Annotated in this window: 19 protein-coding genes, 1 tRNA gene and 1 pseudogene; 12 read left to right on the plus strand and 9 right to left on the minus strand. The window is 52.1% G+C overall.

Annotation, left to right across the window (positions count from 1 at the left end; translation table 11 throughout):
* Positions 1-116 precede the first annotated feature (116 nt).
* The gene (locus ACYVIA_RS08505; protein WP_460839821.1) at positions 117-914 is read right to left on the minus strand and encodes an alpha/beta hydrolase; all 798 of its coding nucleotides are present in this window, start codon (positions 912-914) and stop codon (positions 117-119) included.
* Positions 915-1,266: 352 nt separating this feature from the next.
* Here ACYVIA_RS08505 and ACYVIA_RS08510 point away from each other — a divergent pair, with 352 nt between their 5' ends.
* Both ACYVIA_RS08510 and ACYVIA_RS08515 read left to right on the plus strand, forming a co-directional pair.
* On the plus strand, positions 1,267-2,127 hold the full coding sequence (locus ACYVIA_RS08510) for a metal-dependent hydrolase (protein WP_460839822.1): 861 nt from the start codon (positions 1,267-1,269) through the stop codon (positions 2,125-2,127).
* Positions 2,124-3,011, plus strand: a complete 888-nt coding sequence (locus ACYVIA_RS08515; RefSeq protein WP_460839824.1) for a DUF1571 domain-containing protein — start codon at positions 2,124-2,126, stop codon at positions 3,009-3,011. Before ACYVIA_RS08510 ends, ACYVIA_RS08515 begins: the two co-directional genes overlap by 4 nt.
* A 125-nt stretch (positions 3,012-3,136) precedes the next feature.
* On the opposite strand, the gene ACYVIA_RS08520 is transcribed toward ACYVIA_RS08515, so the two are convergent.
* The 7 genes and pseudogenes from ACYVIA_RS08520 to ACYVIA_RS08550 form a co-directional block, all read right to left on the minus strand.
* A tRNA-Lys gene (locus ACYVIA_RS08520) sits at positions 3,137-3,212 on the minus strand.
* 74 nt (positions 3,213-3,286) lie between these two features.
* Entirely contained in the window at positions 3,287-5,068 is a 1,782-nt protein-coding gene (locus ACYVIA_RS08525) for a GspE/PulE family protein (RefSeq protein ID WP_460840519.1), read from the minus strand.
* 16 nt (positions 5,069-5,084) lie between these two features.
* A complete protein-coding gene (locus ACYVIA_RS08530; RefSeq protein ID WP_460839825.1) occupies positions 5,085-5,948 on the minus strand; it encodes a spermine/spermidine synthase domain-containing protein in 864 nt (287 codons plus the stop codon).
* Positions 5,949-6,064: 116 nt separating this feature from the next.
* Positions 6,065-6,427: pseudogene (locus ACYVIA_RS08535) on the minus strand (DNA-deoxyinosine glycosylase); the annotation flags it as partial.
* A 110-nt stretch (positions 6,428-6,537) separates the two neighbouring features.
* Complete coding sequence (locus ACYVIA_RS08540) at positions 6,538-7,011, minus strand: hypothetical protein (RefSeq protein ID WP_460839827.1); 474 nt, start codon at positions 7,009-7,011, stop codon at positions 6,538-6,540.
* Positions 7,012-7,045: 34 nt separating this feature from the next.
* Positions 7,046-8,002, minus strand: a complete 957-nt coding sequence (locus tag ACYVIA_RS08545; protein ID WP_460839829.1) for an HNH endonuclease — start codon at positions 8,000-8,002, stop codon at positions 7,046-7,048.
* A gap of 62 nt (positions 8,003-8,064) precedes the next feature.
* Positions 8,065-8,580, minus strand: coding sequence for a hypothetical protein (locus ACYVIA_RS08550; protein WP_460839831.1), 516 nt, complete (start codon positions 8,578-8,580; stop codon positions 8,065-8,067).
* A 326-nt stretch (positions 8,581-8,906) separates the two neighbouring features.
* On the opposite strand from ACYVIA_RS08550, the gene ACYVIA_RS08555 reads away from it, so the two are divergent.
* The 10 genes from ACYVIA_RS08555 to ACYVIA_RS08600 all read left to right on the plus strand — a co-directional run bounded on the left by ACYVIA_RS08555 (position 8,907) and on the right by ACYVIA_RS08600 (position 18,534).
* Positions 8,907-10,709, plus strand: coding sequence for a recombinase family protein (locus tag ACYVIA_RS08555; RefSeq protein WP_460839833.1), 1,803 nt, complete (start codon positions 8,907-8,909; stop codon positions 10,707-10,709).
* Positions 10,706-11,200, plus strand: coding sequence for a DNA-deoxyinosine glycosylase (locus ACYVIA_RS08560; protein WP_460839834.1), 495 nt, complete (start codon positions 10,706-10,708; stop codon positions 11,198-11,200). Before ACYVIA_RS08555 ends, ACYVIA_RS08560 begins: the two co-directional genes overlap by 4 nt.
* Positions 11,201-11,449: 249 nt before the next feature.
* Positions 11,450-11,677, plus strand: coding sequence for a hypothetical protein (locus ACYVIA_RS08565; protein WP_460839836.1), 228 nt, complete (start codon positions 11,450-11,452; stop codon positions 11,675-11,677).
* 291 nt (positions 11,678-11,968) lie between these two features.
* Positions 11,969-12,409, plus strand: coding sequence for a hypothetical protein (locus ACYVIA_RS08570; protein WP_460839838.1), 441 nt, complete (start codon positions 11,969-11,971; stop codon positions 12,407-12,409).
* A gap of 48 nt (positions 12,410-12,457) precedes the next feature.
* Positions 12,458-12,718, plus strand: a complete 261-nt coding sequence (locus tag ACYVIA_RS08575; protein WP_460839840.1) for a hypothetical protein — start codon at positions 12,458-12,460, stop codon at positions 12,716-12,718.
* Positions 12,715-13,185, plus strand: a complete 471-nt coding sequence (locus tag ACYVIA_RS08580) for a hypothetical protein (protein ID WP_460839842.1) — start codon at positions 12,715-12,717, stop codon at positions 13,183-13,185. Before ACYVIA_RS08575 ends, ACYVIA_RS08580 begins: the two co-directional genes overlap by 4 nt.
* Positions 13,186-13,806: 621 nt before the next feature.
* The gene (locus tag ACYVIA_RS08585) at positions 13,807-14,598 is read left to right on the plus strand and encodes a hypothetical protein (RefSeq protein WP_460839843.1); all 792 of its coding nucleotides are present in this window, start codon (positions 13,807-13,809) and stop codon (positions 14,596-14,598) included.
* A gap of 247 nt (positions 14,599-14,845) precedes the next feature.
* Entirely contained in the window at positions 14,846-15,244 is a 399-nt protein-coding gene (locus tag ACYVIA_RS08590) for an H-NS histone family protein (protein ID WP_460839845.1), read from the plus strand.
* A 330-nt stretch (positions 15,245-15,574) separates the two neighbouring features.
* Positions 15,575-16,528 (plus strand): hypothetical protein, encoded by a 954-nt coding sequence (locus ACYVIA_RS08595; protein WP_460839846.1) that lies wholly within the window; start codon positions 15,575-15,577, stop codon positions 16,526-16,528.
* Complete coding sequence (locus ACYVIA_RS08600) at positions 16,525-18,534, plus strand: plasmid replication protein, CyRepA1 family (RefSeq protein ID WP_460839848.1); 2,010 nt, start codon at positions 16,525-16,527, stop codon at positions 18,532-18,534. The genes ACYVIA_RS08595 and ACYVIA_RS08600 overlap by 4 nt, the downstream gene beginning before the upstream one ends.
* Here ACYVIA_RS08600 and ACYVIA_RS08605 read toward each other — a convergent pair.
* A protein-coding gene (locus ACYVIA_RS08605) for an IS3 family transposase (protein ID WP_460839850.1) occupies positions 18,531-19,681 on the minus strand; the annotation gives its coding sequence in 2 pieces (ribosomal slippage) (positions 18,531-19,438 and positions 19,438-19,681; 1,152 coding nt in all). The two genes, ACYVIA_RS08600 and ACYVIA_RS08605, sit on opposite strands and share 4 nt — an antisense overlap.
* Between the last annotated feature and the right edge of the window lie 15 nt (positions 19,682-19,696).

Raw genomic sequence — 19,696 nt, forward strand, 5'->3', positions numbered from 1 at the left:
TGTTTGACAAGTGTAGCGAGCGGTTCGGAGTGGCGTCGAGGAGCGCACGCGTACGACTGGTACGCCGAGCACCGCAGACATCAATCCGGGCCGCGCAGTAGCTTGTCAAACACAGCCTAGTGCGTAAGCGATCCAGTAATCCGGTCCCAGTCCCGCTCGGTCATATGTGCAGGCCAGTCATTGTGCCCCGCGTGCGGCAGCTCGAGGTATGCGGCGGAAGGCACGGCCTTGGCGAGCGTCCGGGCGTGCGCCACTGGCAGCACTTCATCCTGTCCGGCAGCGACAATCACTTTCCGGCCGTGGTAAGCCGAGAGCGCTTCCACAGTATCGAAGCGTTGTTGCAGGAGGAAGCTGACCGGGATGGGGAACATCGCATTCACCACATTGGCGAGCGAATCCCAGGGCGTAAACAACAGCACGCCGTCGATACTGTCGCCGTACTTCTTGGTGACCTCTCCGGCAACACCTGCACCGAAGGATTCGCCCAGTACATACATCGGTCCAGGCCACTTCGCACGCGCCTTCTCGAAATCGTCCAGCGAGGCGGCCAGCACCTTATTGATGGTCGCTTTCCCCTCGCGTTGCCCGTAGCCGGGATATTCCGGCAATACCACACGCAATCCCCTGCCAGAAAACACGGTCGCCAGATAGGCACGGTCGTCGATGGTGCCGGCATTGCCGTGATAGACGACGACCGTGCCTATTGCAGCGCCGGCCGGTTCGCACACCTTGCCGCGATACTTGCCGTCTTCCTGCCACACGGACGATCCCGGCCTGCATTGGGACAACAGATCGGCGCCACTGCTGCCGACGCCGGGTAGGAGAATCAGGCTGCTTTGCCAGAAGTAAATCAAGGCAAGGAACAACCCGGCGGTGAATGCACCGATAGCCATGATGGTAAGAAGAGTGCGCATGCCTGGAGGAGGTCTGTTTTCATGCCAGCCTAACGGCATGCAGCGAGTGCGTCAAACAGAGCGAAGCGTCCAGTGTCGCGGCCGATCCGTCATGGAAGCAGGGCAGGTGCTGCCATGCACACCGCCGCGGCGTCGTTCGGCACATCCTGATCGCAGATCGGTTTGCGTCGCTTGGGTTTTCCTGAACCTGCCTACGAATAGATCAACATTGATTTAGATTCAGATTACCTTGCATGCCCTCGCTACATTCGTTCAGCAGATCGACCTTCGGAAGAACGACTTGGGTGGGCGAGGAGAGAATGACAGGACTGAAATTCATGCGGGAACGCCTGCCGTACCTGACGGAGGCCGAATGAAACTGCACGACGTGCCGCATCCGTTGCTGCAACCGCGCCGCCTGCAGCATACCTGGCCGGATCACCTGCCGCGCTACTGGAATCGTGGCGAGGCATTCCGCACCCATTACATGAATGCGCTGAGTCTGCTGTTTCCGGACGGCGAGCAGCACTTTATCGATTCTGTCCGGGCATTCCGTCATGCCAACGACGACCCGAGGCTGGAGCACGAAATCCGCGGCTTCATCGGGCAGGAAGGCTGGCACCGGCACGAGCACGGGCGCTATAACCGCTGGCTCGATTCGCTTGGCTTTCCGGCGGCGAAGCTGGAGGCGCGCATCCGGCGCAACCTCGACAACGTCAAGAAGATTGCACCAAAGATCGACTGGCTCGCGCAAACGGTCTGCCTCGAACATTTCACCGCCATCATGGCGCAGGCCCTGCTGAAGCATCCGGACTGGCTGGCCGACATGCATCCGCATTTCCGCACGGTGTGGCTGTGGCATGCGCTGGAAGAGCTGGAGCACAAGGCGGTCGCCTTCGACCTGTATACAAAGGTCGGCGGCAGCTATGCGCGCCGCGTGCGGGTGATGCTGATGATGTCGTTCTTCTTCCCGTTCGACACGCTATGGAACCTGACCGTGCTGCTGTATCGTGACAAGCAGCTGTTCCGTCCCCGCACCTGGTGGCATGGCGTCCGGTTCTTCTTCGGGCGCGACCCCGGTTTGTTCTGGAAGATCCTGCCGGCTTACCTGCGCTTCTTCAAGCGCAGTTTTCATCCCTGGGACGACGATGACCGTTATCTGATCAGGCAGGCGCTTGCCTCGCTGGAGGAACTGGGGGAGACACCGCATCGAATGGAGGAGAGAACACAATGAGACGGACAGGGCATACGCGATGGGTCGCGGTATTGTTAATGCTGCTTGGCATGTCGGTCGCCACAGCAGCGGACGAGGCCGCACTCGGCGCGCCGGAAGACCTGCGCAGCCGCCTGTCGGCGATGGCCCCGGACGCGCAGTGCGACTGGTTCGCCAAAAGCATGGGGCAGAACCGGCTGGCAAAAGCATCCGACGCGCAGTTGCTCGCCACTTTGCAATCACTGGAGTCGTCAGCACTGTTCTGCCCGATCAAGCGCATGATCGAGCAAACGCCTGAATACGAGTTCCTCATGCTGCGCCGCGAGCGCGTGCGTGAAAGCGATACCTTGCCCGATGTTCCCGAGCGCATGTTCGTGCGCATGCGGCACGACCCGCTGACCCTTTATGCCCGCTGGGAGAACGACGGCGCGCGGGCAGGGCAGGAAGTCCTGTACGACGCCAGCAAGGACAGCAGGAAAATGCTCGCCCATGTCGGTGGTTTGTTCGGCGTGGTGTCGATGAACGTCGCCATCGACGGTGCCATCGCACGGGCGCAATCACGACACACCGTGCGCGACCTCGGCATGGGCTTCATCCTGTCGCAGCTCGAAGCCGACCTCGAAAGATCACGCGCCCGGAACGCCTCCACCAGGCCAGCCAGCGTCAAGGTCGCCCGTGAAGGCGGCCGCCGGTATGCCGAGGTGGTGTACGACAACCCCAGCACGCCGCCATACTACGCCAAGCAGACGCGCTTCTGGCTCGACCTGCGCCAGCCGCTGATCCGCATGGTCGAAAGCCGCGACAACAGCGGCGAAGTGTTCGAGCACATCGTGTTTGAGTCGCTGGAGAGAAAGAAGCTTGCTCCCGATGCGTTTGATGCGAAGAATCCGGAGTACCGGTTTTGAATGGCGCGCAGCAGGGGCACGATGCCATCGGCCCGGATGCGTGCATTATCCATGCATGGATGTGGCACATTCCCGCGGCGCAAAACAGAAAGGGCCTAGGTTTTCACCTAAGCCCTTGGAATTGTTGGTAGGCCGTGTAGGGATCGAACCTACGACCAACGGATTAAGAGTCCGCTGCTCTACCAGCTGAGCTAACGACCCAACGAGGCCGGAATTATAGCAACAATGATTCGTGCAGCCTAGCCCCAAGCAGCAAAAAATTGCCTCCTGAAAAATCAGGTGAGTGCAGAGGTGACCTTCAGCACTTCATCGACCGTCGTCACGCCTTCACTGACCTTGATTGCGCCTGCAATGCGCAGTGGCTTCATGCCGTCGGCAATGCTTTGTCTGCGCAATGCATGAATGTCGGTTTCTTCCTTGATCAGTTTCGAGAACGGCTGTGTGATCGTCAGCAATTCGTACAGGCCGGTGCGGCCGCGATAGCCGGTCTGGCGGCATTCCGGGCAGCCGACGGGGCGGTAGACCTTGACCGGCTTCGGCATGTTCCAGCCTTCTGCAAGGCCTTTCCAGACTTCATCGCTGATCTCGCCATCCTCCTTCTTGCAGGCCGGGCACAGCGTGCGCACGAGGCGTTGCGCCATGATGCCGATCAGCGTCGTCTCCAGCAGGTAGTACGGAACGCCGAGTTCCAGCAGGCGCATCACGGATGACGGCGCATCGTTGGTGTGCAGTGTCGACAGGACAAGGTGGCCGGTGAGTGCAGCCTGAATCGCCATCTCGGCGGTTTCGAGATCGCGGATCTCGCCGACCATGATGATGTCCGGGTCCTGCCGCATCAGCGCGCGCACGCCGTCGGCGAACGACAGGTCGATGCCGTGCTGCACCTGCATCTGGTTGAAGCTGCCCTCGACCATTTCGATCGGGTCTTCGACGGTGCAGACATTGACCTCGGAAGTGGCCAGTGCCTTGAGGGTGGTGTACAGCGTCGTGGTCTTGCCGGAGCCGGTGGGACCGGTGACAAGGATGATGCCGTGCGGCCGCTTGGTGAGGTCGTCCCAGCGCTTCGCGTCGTCGGGCGGGAAGCCGAGCTCGGGCAATGTCTTCACAACGACGTCCGGATCGAAAATACGCATCACCAGTTTTTCGCCAAAGGCGGTGGGCATTGTCGACAGACGCAGTTCGATCTCCTGACCGCCGGTGGTGCGCGTCTTGATGCGGCCGTCCTGCGGGCGGCGCTTTTCGATCACGTCCATGCGGCCAAGCAGCTTGATGCGTGCGGTCATCGCAATCATGACGGCCGCCGGCACCTGATACACCTGATGCAGCACACCGTCGATGCGGAAACGGATCACGCCGAGGTCACGCTTGGGCTCGAGATGGATATCCGATGCGCGCTGCTCGAATGCGTACTGCCACAGCCAGTCGACGATGTTGATGATGTGCTGGTCGTTGGCATCCAGAGTCTTGTTGCTCTTGCCGAGCTCGACCAGTTGCTCGAAGTTGTTGCGCAGCGAGAGGTCAGCGGTACCGGCCTTGTTTGCACCCTTGATCGATTTCGCAAGCGTGAAGAATTGCGAGGTGTATTGTGCGATGTCGAGCGGATTGGCGATGACCAGTTTGACGTTGCGGCGCGTGATCTTCGCAATCTCCGCCTCCCATTCGATGGCGAAGGGCTCCGCAGTCGCGATCACGACATCGGTCTGCGTCAGCTCCACCGGCAGGATGTTGAATCGCGCGGCATAGGTCGCGGACATCACATCGGCAACGCGCGTGAAGTCGATCTTCAGCGGATCGATGCGGAAGAAGGGCAGCTTGGCCTTGTGTGCCATCCATTCCGTCAGCCAGTCGAGCGTGAGCATCTTGTTCGGCGGCAGCGCTGATTGGATCTTGCATTGCGCCACGGCCGTCAGCGGATGCGTCGCAATGCTGGTATTGCGCAGGAAGGCGAGCGCCTGGTTGTATGGCGCCTTGACATTGGCCTTTTCGATGATGCCGTCGGCCACCAGCCACGTAAAGATCTGGTGCAGGTCAATGGCTTTGTGCGGGGCTTTGGTCATGGGCGAACCGTGCTGGTCAGGTCTTGCGTTCATGTCGGGGGCCTGCTGCAGTGGCTTTCTCGCGCACCTGCCGCCACTCCTTGAGTCCGTTGACCCAGGATTTCGCGGGCAGCTTGGTCGCGGCGGTGATTTCTGCGGCGCGGTCGTACAAGGCCGGGAAATCGATTTGTGGAGCTTTCTTGAAGCCGATGGCGATCACATTGCCTTCATGGACAGGCGGCAGGCACATCACTTCATCGAAGGCGTATTTCATCGCCTTGAAATTCTTCGCATAGCTCGGATGGTCGCCGAACAGGTTGACCGTCACGATGCCGTGCGGTGCAAGGCAGGCGGCGCAGGCTTCGTAAAAGTCCGGCGTATCGAGTACCGGCCCCTTGACGGTCGCGTCATACAGGTCGATCTGTAATGCATCGAACTTGCCATGGTTGGCGGGATCATTGACGAATTCCAGCGCATCCATTTCAAGGATGGACAGGCGGTCGTCTTCCGACGGCAGCTTGAACATCGCATGGCAGACACCGATGACCTGCGGATTCAACTCGACAGCCGTCACTTGCGCCTGCGGAAACTCGCGGTAGCAGAACTTGGTCAGCGCCCCGGTGCCGAGCCCGAGCTGTGCGACCTGCAGTGGCTGCCGGATGAACAGCATCCACGCCATCATCTGCTGCGCATATTCGAGCTCGATCCAGAAAGGCTTGCGGGTGCGCATGGCGCCTTGTACCCATTCATTGCCGAAGTGGAGGAAGACGACGCCGTTTTCCTCGGACAGGGTAATCGGGGCGAACTTGGGCTTGCGTGGTGCTTTTGCCACAGGCTTGGCCTTGCCGGGGCCGGCCTTGGTGTTGGCTTGTGCTTCGATGGACTTGCGTTTGATGAGCATGTGCGCTTGCTGTTGATGGTTCCGTGCGGCTCGGCTTGAGGGACGCGGTGCTCGGCGTACCCCGCCTTCGCTATGGCTGTCAGACACCGCTTGGGGCGGCGCGTGTTTCCGCCATTCTACAGAATGATGTTCTGCCATATCCCCAGTTTCTGCTCGAAGGAGAGCGACGCGTGGGCGGGAGACGACGACGGGAGTACCAGGGTTTCAAATCCGGCATCGGCGAACTGAGGCTCGAGCTTGCCGGAAGTCTTGCCATTGAAGCAAATACGGCGCAGTCGCGGACACTCGTGCTTGAGCACGGCGAAGTCGTTGGCCTGCGCATGGCGGATCGCGGTGTCGAGGCTGCCTTCACGGGCGCAGGCAGCCAGTACGTCCCATAGTCCGATGTGATGGGCAAGAAGACGGTCCAGGCGCTGCTCATAGGACAGTGCAACGAGATCGTCAGCAAGGACGGTCGACAGCAGGCGCCAGAACTGGTTTAAGTTTTGGTCAGTTTGACACCCTGTTGGCAGCGATACTAGGGGGGAATAACACTCTTATTGGCTAAAGCAAGGTAAACACGGACAGCCCATCTTTTGTAGGAATGGGATTAGGCGTTTTTCCCCTCGAAAATTGGCTTCAAACGGAATTGCGCCAGAGCTTCCAGAAGGTTTAAAGCAAATACATCACTACTGTCGGTTAGAAGAAATTCAATTCGGCACATGTTATTTCTAATCCACTCTTGGATATTCGATTTATCCAGCGTATCGATCTCGTTATGAACTTCGGAGGGAAAGTGACATTTGAATTCTGCCTTATGCTTGAGAATGGACTTCGGCAGCGTGCTAGGTGTTGTTTCATCAAGGTTGTAATGATGGGAGTTCCACCGAGCCTTACTCTTGGGCCCCGCTTTGCCAACTTTAAAGCATCGCTCACCAGACATGAAGACGTATACGCCAGATGCCCCTGTCCGAAGAGATGTAGGGATATGCGCAGCTCCTTTTGACATATAGGTTGCAGCTACCCTTATGGAAGTTAACTGTTCGAATTCGCTCTTAATGGCGTTCGCAATTTCTTGGCTCATTCTGGATTTGGCGTAAATTAATATAAGTAACGAATTAATCGGTGTCGGCTTCAAGCAATGTTTTACTGTCAAAATCGGTGTCCATTGCTTTAGCCATATCAATAAGACTTGTACGTCGACCGGGATATTTTTCAGCAAGGAAAATCATTAGTTTGTTTCGTATTTCGATTCGGTCTTTTCCAAAATGCGCGCGTTTATGATCATTAGGGCATACGGCAACGACGTTCCATATTTTGTCGACCCCGCCACATGACAAAGGAATGACATGGTGGGTTTCTAAATACCCGTCGCCACTCGCAGTTTCAAACCCAAGTTCCTTACAGTATTCACAAACACCGTTTGCACGTACCTTTACTTGACGGCGTACTTCGGGATCACGATTAAAAGCAGTGCCCGGGGGAGTTTCATGACGTTCGGGCGGATCATTTGGATCCTCCGCGCCGTTATCGTCCGAGGTTTCTTCACTGGAAGGCTTTTCGTTTTTGCTCGTTTCTTGATCCTTCGGACGCACACCTCGAACAAGCAGAGCCTTAAAGGTCTCCAGATCAAATTCGTGCACGTACCATTCTGCTGTGTCTAATTCTCGAAGACGAACTTTGGAAAAATCGTGACCAAGATCGCTTTCGTCGACCATATCCCCTTCGAGAATGGCTATCCGAACAGGATGTTTGCCGAAATAGGCTCGGTTTACAAGGCGGTGAAAATTATGCGCGCGTCTAGCTTGGCTACTCGCGCTCTTTCCACCAATTCGATCTAGCTTCAAGGCCCATTGGTGAGAATCGTCTTCGTAGCATATCAATCCATTTCTTTCGAAGAGGTGGACGTGCCAGACACACAATAGGGACGGTTCTGGATCTCCACCAAAACTCCAGTTAAAGCATTTTGAAGGATCTGCCGGCCCAGACCAGTTATTGACGTTAATGCCAGCAGCCCTAACGACGTCAATGATGTTGTCCTTTCGCTTTGGTCTTAAATCACTAAGTCTTGTCATGACGTCACCTTATTGCGGAAAGTCGATATATGAATCTAACGTGCCTCATAACAAATCGGTTGTTAGCCGCGAATCAAGATTTCAATATTCGCGGGGTCCACGCCGAAAGTTAAAGCCAATCCGGCCTTAGCTTCTTGAATCGTTAGTGCCTGCACTTTCCCCGAGTTTGACGTGGTCGGTTCAATCTCGGGCATCGGGCGAAAATGCAATGCGTCAACATTAATATCCAAGTCCTCTAGTGCACCGTAGAACACAGGATTGCGATTGCCGGGCCAAGCGTCAGGGATGTTGATCTCAGCATACTCACTGAATAACAGCTTCTTCCTGTTTCCCTTTTGGTCTTCGCCATCATCCGGTGCGCCAATACCAGCTAATTTGCCGATTAAAAACGCCGTGTGATGTGGAGCGGACAGTTGCCTCGGATTAAAGAAGTCTTGCTTGTGATTTTGAATGCACACGACATATTTGCAGTCTCGGGCTCTGCTCGCGTCAATTGTCCAGGCCTGCGATCCTCCCTCGGCCAGCATCGTTTCGATTCCACGTCCCGTTAAAACGAAAATTGCCATATTCTTATCCATATCTTTATCCTAAAAGTATAGAGAACGTAGCGCTAATTACAGTCATGTTATACGCAGTAAGGACAAAAGTAAATATACTTTAGCCATATTTTGGCTATAACTTTATGGGAATGTATTGGCAATGAAGGGCAACTATGTGCTGCCAGCAACACCGTGCATGTCGAGGTACTTTTTGGCCTATGGGTCGATTACGTGATGCGCGAGGACGTGTTGCTTTCTATAACCGATCTTGCTGCGGGTATTAAATTAATAAGCGGTTTAAGTTTTGGTCAGTTTGACACCTGGATGGTTATAATCGGTCAGTCGAGTTTCCTGTGCGCAATTCCATGTCCGTCGCCTATTCCTACGTCCGCTTTTCCACACCAGTCCAACTGCATGGCGATTCAATGCGACGCCAGCTCGACGCATCGCGCCGCTATGCAGCAGAGCACAACCTTATCCTAGACGAAACGCTCAACGTCCACGACTTGGGTGTCTCGGCGTTCACAGGAAGCAATGTCGAGCGTGGCGCACTAGGTAAATTCATCTCGGCGATTGACGAAGGACGAGTGGCACCAAATTCATTCCTTCTTGTTGAGTCTCTGGATCGCCTTTCGCGCTTGCCAGTCCCCGATGCATTGCAGATTTTTCAAGCAATCATCAATCGCGGAATCACAATCGTCACGCTCACCGATTCTGCGGCCTACAGCAACGAAAAGCTGAAGGATGACTGGACGCCTTTGATTATGGCGTTGGTTTCCATGTCCCGCGCACATGAAGAATCCGCTGTTAAGTCAAGGCGGATTACCGAAGCATGGAAGCAGAAGAAGGAGCGCGTCAAATCGAACAAAGAGGTAATGTCAGGCAGATGCCCATGGTGGTTAAAGCCATCTGCTGACGGCTCGAAATACGAAATCAATGAAGAAAAGGCCGATACCGTTCGTTTGATGTTTCAACTGGCCAAAGACGGACTTGGAAACGTCTCGATCGCGAAATACCTGAATGAGCGGGAAATTCCGACTGCTCAACATGCAAAATACTGGCAAAACAGTACCGTCGGGTTCAATCTCCAGAACATTGCTGTAATTGGTGTGCTCCAGCTTGATCAAGATAATAATGGCCGCACTACAACCAATACGTTCGTTGAGGACTACTATCCGTCCATCATTGGAAAAGAACTGTTTTACGAAGTGCAGGCACTGAGGGCTTCTCGCCGTCGTGGAGCAACGACAGTCAATGCTGGTCGAAAGGGGCAGTGCTACAACATCTTCCAAGGGACGGCGAGGTGCGGATATTGCGGCGGGCCGGTACATATCAGGCGGAAACCCGGATATAACACCGGCTTCCTCTATTGCGCGAAATCGCTTCAAGGAGGTGGCTGTATCGGCGTCTCATACAACATACGCCATCTGGAGCAAGAGTTATTATCCTTCACGAGGGAGCTGAATATAGCGAAGGTGTTGGGCGAATCGTCACAGGTAGATAGCTTGACCGCGAAGCAAAGTGAGCTGACGGCTTGCAATGGAAAACTGGAAGAACTTGAGCGGCGATTGAATAATCTTGCGACAGCGCTTGAAACCGGCGGTGACGTACGTTTTCTTGTAGAAAGAATGCGCAAGTCGGAAGCTGAACTGAACGAACTGAAGAAGCGACGACTGGAGCTTCAAACCGAGATCGCGACATTCAAGAATGTGAGTCAAAGCGATCAATTATTTGTCGAGAACATTACAAAATTACTCGATCGACTTGAGTCAAAAGATTCGGATCTAGATGACAAACTCCGCTTGCGTTTTCGCCTTCTAACCGAGGTTCAGAAAGTGTTTCGCCGGATTGATCTTTATCCAGGTGGATTAAACACCACGCCCACGCACCCAGAAAGGCTCGTGGCTGAGCTTCGTCAGGAATATGGTTATGACGAGGACCGCATTCTTAAATATCTCGGTGAAATTCAATTCAAGCCGGATAGGAACGCCAGAATGTTCATAGCTCATCTACATAACGGAGTTATACGGACGGTTGTGAACGGCAAGATGCTGGAAACCAATCCAAAGGAAGTGGAGCGGACGAGAGAAGCGGCACTCGCAAGACTTCGACAAATAAAACGCGATGCTGTGAATTCTGAATTGTTGAAGTCGAATGATGCAACATGAGCCGTAAGCGCAGCTTTCCGCCAGTAGTAGATGAAAATGTCCGCGTCCTGATATTGGGTAGTTTGCCGGGCGAATTATCTTTAACTCATAGTCAGTATTACGCGAATCCACAAAACAGATTTTGGACTTTGATGTCCGAGGTCATTGGCAAAAAGCTGAATTCACTTACATATTCGGAACGGCTTCAGGCGTTACTACTCCATAGCGTCGGTTTGTGGGATTCTGTTGCGGAAGCGAATCGTGAAGGAAGTCTCGATGGCCGAATTCGGGACCATGCCCATAATGATCTCGTCGGGCTGTTAGAAAGGCTGCCAAAGCTGGAAGCAATTGCATTCAACGGTGGAACCGCAGCTAGACTTGGACTGAAGGCATTGGGTCAGTCTGCCAATCGATTTCAAATCATTCGCCTTCCGTCGAGCAGTCCAGCCTATACGCTTTCATATCAAGAGAAGTTGAATGCGTGGTTGGCGCTTCGAAATTGGGTGCGCTAAACCCCTCACGCGTTACAACCCGCAGTGGTGTAATCGTTCGTTGATCCCTGCGCATACATTACTTCCCGTCCGCACAAATTCCGCTCAGTTCTCTTGCAGGCTGGATAGAATAGTCCCAGGTAACAACAGTTAACAATTGCGGCTTCCATTACACCTTGCGGATAGGACAGGGGCGGCAGCTGATTCCTTGCTAAAGGTCCGCAATACCACCCCAATAAATATTGGTGAAAGCACAGAAAGGTATAAACAATGAATAAAGAGGAGAAAGCGTTTCTAAAAGCATTCCCAAGTGATCGACCGCTTGCGCCGACTATTCTCGGGAGGCGCTTCCGGATCGCTGACGACCCGGAGATTTACGCGGTAATGGGTATTGTGGGGCGCGAATTTCGTATTGTCCTGCAATCAGAATCGACAGAAGAAATCCGGTATCTGTCTAAGACCGACTTTTTAAAATTAGCAAAAAGAGTCGAAGAGTAATCCTGGCGGTAAACATGCTACCGGAAGAATAAAAATGGCGATCGCATTGACAGGCGCAATTATCATCAACCAACCAGGCATCACGATGAATTACCGGAAAAAATGCGAATACTGCGGTTATGTCGAAGGCGGTGGCACTACGACGAGCGCTCCGGCAATCGGAAGTATTTTGACCGGCTCGTTCCATTGCCAGAAATGCCGGACAAGGAATGAAGTACGTATTCAGGGGTAGTAGCTCATCGTTAGCTTTCGCGATGTTCGCCGCCGTATCTGCCGCATCGAGGAAAAGGAATGCCCCAAAGTATATCGCTGAACATAGGTAATCGACGTTGTAACATTCCAGCGATGCAGTTCGTAGCAGGCTGGCTAACATTGTTTGAATATGGCCGTCCCGAATGTGAAAGTGATGAGGACGTTCCGCTGGAAAGACGTTGGCTTTCTATTTTCGCCTCGCGTGGTGAAGCAAATCTTGGGCACATTCGATTCGCCTGCGTCGAAACGCTTTGCCGAATACTTGGTGACGCAGCGGATTGGAGTTTGGATCGCGATTCCGGCTTTTTTGATCGAAACCGACACATTGTCTTGCGCACCTCATCGACCTCAGCTTGCTTGACCGCAGAGGTGACCAGGGAATGGCAAAGCTTCTCTGCTGAGAAAAAAAGTGAGCTTGGCGAATCTGTCGATGGAATGATATTTCCATGCCTTATCGCGCACGGACAATCTCAGGAATAGAGCAACGAACGCTTTCCGGTTCTACCCTTTCATTGATAGGAGGTGCAATTGGCTTTGACCACGGTCGATAAATGGTATTTCTGGTTGTGGCGGCTCTGGAATCGAATTGTCCGTCCTTACTTTTCCTACGATATCTATGGCATTCGGATCTTCGGAATTCAAATGACGCCGAAACGGGTTGCGGACATCCTCAAACGCGATAACGGTGGTCGATTTTCCGAGAATCAGCTACGGCATTTTCGGGTTTACTTGATGTTCAATTCCTTCTACGTGTTTATTCCACGTTTCTTCGGCCAAGCTGAATCATGACAGCGCAATTGACAGAAATTCTGTACTACAAGGACAAGTATCATTCCCTTTGCACATTGCCGCTTGATTCCCATACAAACATCGCGCAAATCCGAGCGAGCTTCCACGGCGTTCACTCACATACAGCGTGCGAAAGACGATATGTCGGGATCTGGAAAGTAATAGAAAATCGGTTATACCTCGAAGCCATGGAAACTGTGCGCGGAGAGAATCTTGCTGTTAAAGAGTTCTTCGAGGGGCAGGAATTTCCGGTATTCGCACATTGGTTTTCCGGCGAACTGCGCTGTCCAAAAGGTGAGCTGCTTAAGTACATTCATTTTGACTTCAAGTGCATTTATGAACGAGAGCTAATCATCACCGTGAAATCCGGCGTGATTGAATCGGACCGTCTGATTACGAATGAGCCGCCACCGCCAAGAGATCGCCGTGAAGCACTGGACATTCCTGAGTTTTTGCTGCGCAAGTAGTGAACCCGAGTGCCAATAGCTTCTCTAACTATTTTTCCCCAAGCGTCCGAAGCGGAATGTCGTTAATCTTCCAATCGTTCGCGTGAAGCCTCCGAAACCATACTGAGATTTCGCGTTGAGCGTCCAGCTCACGGTCTTCATCCATTAACTTTCCGTATGTTGGATATTGCCAGTCCTTCGGAAGCGCCCCGAACTTCTGGTTGATCCTCGCAATGAGTGCCGCCACATTGGGTGGCAAGTGTGCTAGCTCGTCCAAATTTTTTTCCCTTCTGTTTGCCGGTTAGCGGCGGAGTTCAGAGATATTTATTGGAATCGCTCTCAGGGACGATCAGTATCGAACCTGTGACTGCATTTATGGGGAGGGAAATTTCCTGTTCCGGTCAATTACTCAGAAATCCCTTGCTGCTTTCGAAGGCCCAACAGAAGATAGATCGGTTTGTGCAATGCATGTAGTCATCAAAAATGAAATTCAAATATCAATGCAAAGCCGCAAGCAAAGTGACGATATTCGCTACTGGTAAAATCACCAAGCAAATCGATCCGTCAGTGCCAGGCATTTAACGACTTCGAAACATACACGCAAATCCTAATAACCTTTTGAAAACATACGAAGCTGTTGCAATGTACGACCAAGATGATGATTGCCACGCCATTGACTATTCAAAACTGTCCGCCTCTGAAATCCGTGACAAGTTGATCTGGTGGTGGTTTTATTTCTTACGTCAGAATGAAATTTTCGAAACGTATTGCGAAGCCAAACGCGCTGGAAATACAGTGGTTTGTACCGGACTTGAGGGCGATTTCCCTCGAATTGCAGACCTGTACAAAGACTGGGGGGATATACACATACTCCCCAGCATGCATGACGAAGAATCGTCGGAATGGAGAAGCTGGCTAGCTAAACATCGCCACTTATTCGGTGCCGAGAAAATCGAATTGCTTACACCGCAAGTCACCGAGACTGGTTCAAAAGGGTTTCAAATAACGATCCCCAAAGGGTTGGGAAGAGATCAATTAAAAAATCTGTTTGATGAATTTCTGGATGATCATCCAGAACTGTTGGCAGCTGGACCGAAATATTCAATTAAGGCAATTAGTGGCAAGAATCCGAAGGAGCTATTGCAAAGGCTGGATAATGCTGATCTTGTTTACGACCTCATATCGGGTGAAGATGAGTTTAAATACACACTCGCCGAATTCGCCGCTCTAGTTCTGAAAGTGCCCAGCCTCCAGCAAGAATTTAAATGGTACCCAAGAGGCAAGCAGCAAGATTTCATTGATAAAGGCATATCGATACTTTCTGAGCCAGACATTCGCACCTACAGTCGGACCGTGAAAAATTTGAAAGACTTTTACGAGGCGTGCATCAAAAACACGATACACGGAGAGTTCCCAGCAACGCTCAAGTCATAGCGGCCTTATTCATAAAACGGCTAGCTAATCATTACGCCCCAAGGATTCAAAGTAATTCTTGGGGCTTTTTTTTTTCAATCAAGGTAAACAAACTGCGTAGCACATTTCGACACCAACAGTGCGAAACGCAGATGCGTTCAGCTTTTCGCAGTGCGGCTTTTGTGTCACCGGCATCATTGGATTCGTTCGTCGAACAGCAAGAAGATGAACTGACAAATGAAATTAACCAATTAAAAAGGAACCACAAATGCTGACTTATAGCTCCGTCGCCGACCAAACCATCAACAACGAACTGATCCAAGCAGACGCGGCAGTTCAAAAAGCTGAAAGCGCTGCTGCGTCAGCGAAGGCAAACCTCGAATCGTGCATAGCGCACCGTGAAAACCTACGCAAGCAACAGCGCGAAATGCAGCTTCCCATTCTGATTGCTCAACTCAAAGCGCTCGGCGTAAGCGCTTCCGAACTTGGCTTGCCCAAAAAAGGCAAAGTGTCAGCTTCGTCACCCCTAACTCCGAAATATCGTGATCCAGCTTCTGGCAAAACCTGGAGCGGCCGCGGCAACAGACCGAAATGGGCTGAAGGACATGATTTGGGGCCTCAAAGTCCGCTTCTGATTTCCAATCAACCGTTGTTCGGTGCGGCGTAATTGGCACCATGGGGCCGACGGTATTGAGTTGATTCGGCCCGTTATGAATCAATAAAACGAAAACATCTGGCCCCACCTAACTTGTATTTCGATTTTCGGTGGACTGCGATTTTTATCGAGTCGAACATCAGCATGCAATAAAAAGCTCATAAATAAACCGAGCGCATAGACAGCCATCCGGGTATCACCGCTTCGCGCAGTTACCTCCGCCAAATGATGTCCGGATTGGTTGTTTCATGCCTCGGTCGATTTGGTAACTCGACCCTAATCAGCGAAGCGGAATCCTTCAATGATGATTCCGCATGGATAACCTTTTCCTAGGAATTCATCATGTCAAATTGCGAGCATCCCGTTTGCATTACGCCATTCAATGAGATGGCGGATAACGCAGCAAAATCAGTCAACATCACTTGGGGAGAATTCGCCCATTCATTAACTGCTGGGCATTCAATTGTCTCTGAGGATAAAACGCTTTTACCTCTGTTCAACGCTTGGCGCTACAAAGACGCTTCCGATCCCTCCGTGGATAACGGGATTCACAAGAACGGCATTGCAGTAAAGATTTTCAGCTCCACGCATGTTAGGCGTCACGCGCCCAATCTCGTCGAAATGTCCATGTTGGTGCTGGACTATGACGGTATGTTGCCCATTACTGAGGTCAATCAGCGTTTCGGCAATTACGAATATGTCTGCTATACGTCCATCAATCATCTGGTCGAGGGACTCGACAAGTTCCGCGTTGTGCTTCCATTTTCACATCCAATGCCTGTGGCTGATTTCAAACGGCTGCAATTGGAAATGAAGCAATGGGCTATCGATCAACAAGCGGACGAGTCCACATGCGACATCGGACGGATGTTTATATTGCCAGCGATACGTGTAGAACATCGCTCGAATGCGCAAGCGCTCCGCAACCATGGAGTGCTATTCGATTGGCGATTATTCGAATCCATGCCAAAGCCAGATCTGCGCCATATTTCTATGCGGTGCCGTGAAGGTGGTTTTCAGGTAAGAAGAGAAAAATTAGCACCTGAAGATGTAATTGAGACGGCTGGAGGGATCATTGCCGTGCGTGAAATAGACCGGAAAATCTCGTATGTAAGATGCCCGTTTCATCCTGATAGAAGGCCGTCCGAATTTGTTGATGTGACCCGAGCTGGCACTCCGTACTTGGTTTGCAAAAAATGTGGGACGTTCTACATGGAGCGAATTCAGTCTGATCCGATTGTCGACGGCATAGCTAAGATTAAACTTAAGCGGCAGGCAGAAGGGAGAAAGCAATGAGCTTAAGCCCCTTTGAACAATATCTCAAAACTAATAAGAAAGCCCGTCGGTACGAAGACTATCCGCAATTGGTCTATCGACGTACGCCTTCAAAGCATGAGATGTCCGCGGCGATTGAATTGGATTCCAGCTATGAAAGAGGTATTGAGTTCGTATCGGCCAATTCTCGCTATCTGGAAGAAGATGTACCAGTTACGGATGATCGCCTGCGAGATGCCAATCTAGTATTTGTTAAATCTGATAAGGGAACCGGTAAGACGCAATGGCTAAGGAAATATCTTAAATCCATACCGGAATATCGGAGTGTTCTTGTTCTTACTCATCGACGATCTTTGGCGCGAACGCTTTCCAACTCATTGGACGTTCAATGTTACTTAGACGAACCTGAATTGCATTGGAGGTACACGCTTAGCTTGGACAGTTTGGAAAGGGCCAATAAGATCAGAGGATATGACGTTATTGTCATTGACGAAAGTGAACAAGTCTTTCGTCATCTTATTGGCGATACGACGAAAGATCGGCGTGAAGCGATTTTCAACATCCTACTGAAGCTCATTCATTTCGCGAAGCAAATTGTGTGCTGCGATGCGGATTTGACAAGTGAACTCACTTGTCACTTGATGTCGAAATTGCGTCGCAATTTCGAACAAGAAGACCGTGTTTTATGCATAGTGAATGAATGGAAGACCGACCGTTCGATCAACGTATATGAAAGCAAATATCAAGCATTAGCGAAGATGATATGTGATGTTGAAGATGGGAAGCGTGTTTATGTTCCTGTCGGAGAGAAGGACTTGGCAAATGAAATCCAAGAACTCATGAAATATGTACGCCGCCCTTACGATGAGCCGGTAGCAGTTTTATTGTTGACGGGTGATACAAGCAGTGAAGATGCGGCACAAACTTTTTTCTCCGATCCAACCGGTGAATCGCAGAAGTACGATGTTTTGATTGCCACCTCAACGTTGAGTACTGGCGTCAGCATTGATGGAACTTGGTTCGATGCTGTTTATGGTCTGTTTGACGGCTCGGTCTATACCTATCAAGACTGTGATCAGGCAATTAGTCGAGTACGTCACTGCCCATCGGTGAACGTTTGGATTCATCGTGGACGCGCAGCGGAGTACACGTCAGAGAAAGCGATGTGGAGCGGTCCCGAGCAGAAGGAATTGCAGACTCGTCGTCTTTGCATGCCCGGTGAAAGGATTGAACTATCTGAGGCGGAAAAACTGTATCTCGATGTGCATACGCGAATTGGTTGGTGCGAGCAAAACTGGAAAATGGATCGTTGCCACAAGTTTATTGAGCTCAAAAAGGACAGCGGTTGGGAAGTGCAATGGTGGCCTGAAAACAAAGATTGGAAAGCTGCTGGGAAGGAGATGCTGCGCATCGCGAAGGATCCGACCGGAACGCGCAAATACAAACCGATTATGGAGGCCGAAAATCTGGAATCACATGAGTATGAATTATTGAAGGACGATCGCAGCCTCCGGGCGAAGCAGCGGAGAGCAGTAATCAAGTATCGAATCGCTGAATTGTTTGGGTTGTCGTCACCGGTATTGGTTACATTGGATCATGTAATGAAATACTACGAAGACGATGTGCGCGGAATAGTTAGAAACATCAAGCTGCTTTCCGAGAAAGAGGAATACGCTCGTTATCTTGATCGAATACAGCGAGAGAATCCGGATGGAAAGACGTTCACGCTGTTTGATCATCGCACGATGAAGCATCAATTGCTTTTTAGTGCAATAGACGCTTCAGGTATTCATCCCAAGGATGTTCTTCGAGATGCGAAGCGTTATGCAGAACTGAAAACTGAATTGGAACAGGCAAGGCGACAGCATAAGCCGCGATCTAGGCAAGATCGTACATCGACAGCGAAATTCAAATCTGAGTTTGAAAAACTGAAGCGTGTGGTCGATGATGATCAGCTTCGGCGTGTCGCAGAGTACGTAAGCGAAAACATCGACATGGTGAATATTGAATCGCCCCCAGTATCCTAGACACTGGCGAGTCTCTTGAAATACTGCTTCTCGTAGTCTACCGGCGAAAGCCGGTTGTTGTAACCGTGGCGACGCTTCGGGTTGTAGAACATCTCGATATAGTCGAACACGTCCTGCCTGGCTTCTTCCCTGCTGTTGTAGATCTTGCGCCTGATCCGCTCGCGCTTGAGCAACTGGAAAAAGCTCTCCGCCACAGCGTTGTCGTGGCAGTTTCCACGTCGGCTCATGCTTGCCCTCAAGTTGTGCGCCTTCAGGAAATCCTGCCAGTCGTAGCTGCTGAACTGGCTGCCCTGATCCGAATGCACGGTCACCGTTTCCTTGGGTTGTCTTCTCCACACTGCCATGAGCAGAGCATTCAAGGCCAGCTCGCGATCCATGCGCGGCTGCATGGACCAGCCGACTACCTGACGTGAAAACAAATCAATGACGGCAGCCAGGAATAGCCAGCCCTCGTGCGTCCGAATGTACGTAATGTCGGTCACCCAAACGCGGTTCGGCTCAGCAACATCAAACTGTTGCTGCAAGTGGTTCGGCGCAACAACAGAGGGCTGTCCCTTGCGATGACCAGGACGGCGGTGATAGCCCGTCTGGGACCGCAGCGAAGCCATGCGCATCAAGCGGTGGATACGATTGCGGCCGCAAGTCTCGCCAAGATCCCGCAGATCGTCATGCACCTTCCGATACCCGTAGACGGCGCCGCTTTCCAGCCAGGACTGTTTGATGTGTCCAAGCAGGCGACGGTCCTCGATACTGCGAGCCGATTCTGGATTCAAGCGCCAGGCGTAATAGCCGCTGGGATGGACCATGATGACTTTGCACAGCCGACGCACCGGATATTGCGCTTCATGCTCACGGATAAACGCGTACTTTACCCGGACGTCTTGGCAAAGTACGCGGCGGCCTTTTTTAGGATGTCTCGCTCTTCGGTCACCCGCTTCAGCTCAGCCTTCAGGCGACGCAGCTCGGCTTGCTGGTCCTGGGCTGCGGCTCGTTCAGGGGCCGATACGCTGTACTTCTTGATCCACTGATACAGGCTGTGCGTCGTTATCCCAAGTCGACTGGCCACTTCTGCCACCGGATGGCCGCGCTCGCTTACCTGCTTGACCGCTTCAACCTTGAATTCTTCTGTGTACCGCTTGCCGCTCATAACACCTCCCTTTAG

The sequence above is a fragment of the Noviherbaspirillum agri genome, from assembly GCF_054780595.1.